The organism is Methylobacterium sp. WL7 (assembly GCF_008040085.1).
GTDB classification, from domain to species: Bacteria; Pseudomonadota; Alphaproteobacteria; order Rhizobiales; family Beijerinckiaceae; genus Methylobacterium; species Methylobacterium mesophilicum.
In genome coordinates this window covers 1-2145 of record NZ_VRVG01000280.1, presented here as the reverse complement: position 1 = coordinate 2145, position 2145 = coordinate 1, and the positions used below count along the sequence as shown (strand labels likewise).

Annotated in this window: 1 protein-coding gene; it reads right to left on the bottom strand. The window is 62.1% G+C overall.

Annotation, left to right across the window (positions count from 1 at the left end):
* Nucleotides 1-692: 692 nt before the first annotated feature.
* Nucleotides 693-1895: a flagellin gene (locus tag FV233_RS29170; RefSeq protein WP_147899610.1), complete on the bottom strand. Its 1203-nt coding sequence runs from the start codon at nt 1893-1895 to the stop codon at nt 693-695.
* Nucleotides 1896-2145 lie beyond the last annotated feature (250 nt).

Here is a 2145-nt window from a genome sequence, read left to right as displayed (position 1 = left end):
GTGTGGACATCCCCTGCTCGCTGGTCGGCAGCAGCATGCCCGACAGCCTACAGTCATTGGTTGCGGCGCGACCAAACGTCGAAGTCGTCGGGTGCGTGCTGGAACGCGTGGCCGTATGTGACCGGGTGCGGCTGACGGTGGCACCGCTGGCCTACGATGCGGGGGTGAAGGGCCAGGTGCTCGACACAGTCTCGCGGCAGGGGGGGGCGTGTGTCTGTACGCCAGCCGCGGTCGAAGGTATCGATCTGCCTGAGCCGGCTGGCGGGGCTGGTGTCAGGTACCTCTACGAGGCTGGCGCGATCGATCGCGGCGCTGCACGTAGACGAGGGGCTGAACCGATCCTGCGGAGAGGCGGGGTTAGCCTATATAGCTCAGCGACTGCGCGAGGGGCTGGTGGACGCGTTGAGGAGGGGGGCATCGGACGATCGATGGTCCGATCGCAGAAGGCCCGCCCTGGGCCGGTCGATGGGGCCGAGCCTCGCCGCGACAATACCGACGGGGACGTGGCATCCCGGGACCATGTTCCTAGTCTGCGCGCACTGAGCCGGTTCAGATCGAGCGCCTTCCGGACCGCCCCGAGGTTGCGCGGTCATGCACGAGCGGAACACGGTAAGCCACATGATGCGACGCAGCCCCAAACGCAAACGGCCGGGGTGATGCCCCGACCGCTGCGTTGACGATGTAGCTGAAGCTTACCGCAGGAGCTGCAGGATGCCCTGCTGAGCCTGGTTCGCCAGCGACAGGGCCGAGATGCCCAGCGACTGACGGGTGGTCAGGGCCTGCGAGTTCGCAGCTTCGGCATTCAGGTCGGCCGCGGTAAGATTAGACGAGCCTGTGTCGAGGACGTTGATCAGGTTCTTGCTGAAGTCCTGACGGTTCTGCACCACCGAGAGGTTCGAACCGAAGGTCGAGGCATCGGTGCGTAGCTGGCTGGACGCGGCGGTCAAGGAATTCAAGGTCGTGTTGATATCGGCGTTGAGGAGAAAGTTCCCCTGCCCGGTTCCCGTCGTTGCGACCGATTTGTTGGTGATCGCCTTCAAGCCGAGGCCGCTTGAGGTCTCATCGGTTGCGGTGACGGTAAGGTTCGAGTTGCCCCGCGGATTGAAATTGATCGTCAGGTTGTTGTTGTCGTTCTTGCCATTGATCAAATTGACGCCGTTGTAGCTCGAGTCGCCTGCGAGCTGATCGATCTGAGTCAACAAGCTGTTGTACTGGGTCGCGAGCGAAGCGCGGGCCGTCACACCCGCGACCGTCAGGTCGGAGCTTTGGCTCGCCACGGTGGACAAAGTGCTCGTCCCGTAAGTAGGACCCGAGCTGGCGGTGCCTGCCGAGAAACCGAGCGCGACTTGGCTGGCCGTGTCTTTAAATTCGACGTCGGCCGAAGCATTCATCACGATTTTCGTGCCGTCGGTGCTCTTTGAGAAGCTGCCGGCTCCAAGCTTTGCGTTCAGCGCACCGACTGCGTCGTCGATTGAGCCGTTGGCCGCGACCGACACAGTCGTGCTGTTGCCGTTCACGTAGAGGTTGATCGTTGCAGCGGCCGTCGACGGGGAGAAGGCGCTCGAGGCGGTGCCGGTCGTCGTGATCTGGGTAGACAGCGCTTGATTGGCCACCGACTTGGCTTGATCGACCAGCTTCTGGATCGAGGTGATGCCCTGGTTGGCGGACTGGATCGCCTGGATGCCGTTGGAGATGCCGTCGAGCAAATTGCCGAGATCGCCCGATCGCTGGCTGAGCGACTGAGAAGTGAAGAAGTTGACCGGGTTGTCGAGGGCCGAGGAGACCTTCAGGCCGGTAGAGAGCCGGTTCTGTGTGGTCGCGGTCAGCGCAGCCGTATCCTGCAGTGAGAGCAGGTTCTGACGGGTGGCCGCGGTAAGCGTGACGCTAGAAGACATTGGTTACGCATCCATCATTGAGCGTGCACCACTTTTTTGCACGATAGAATGAACGAAATCTTATTGCGGGCGCAACTCAAGAAACCATTCGTTCGATGGGGCGGGGAGATCGGCTTGCTGCTTCTAGCACTACTTTGGCATTTTGACTTCAGGGTGGCAGATTGAGAACGGCGTCACAGTGCGGGCATCGCCGCGGTGGTGGCTGACTGAGGTGATCCAGGATGGCTTGGCGGATCGCCGGCATCGAGGG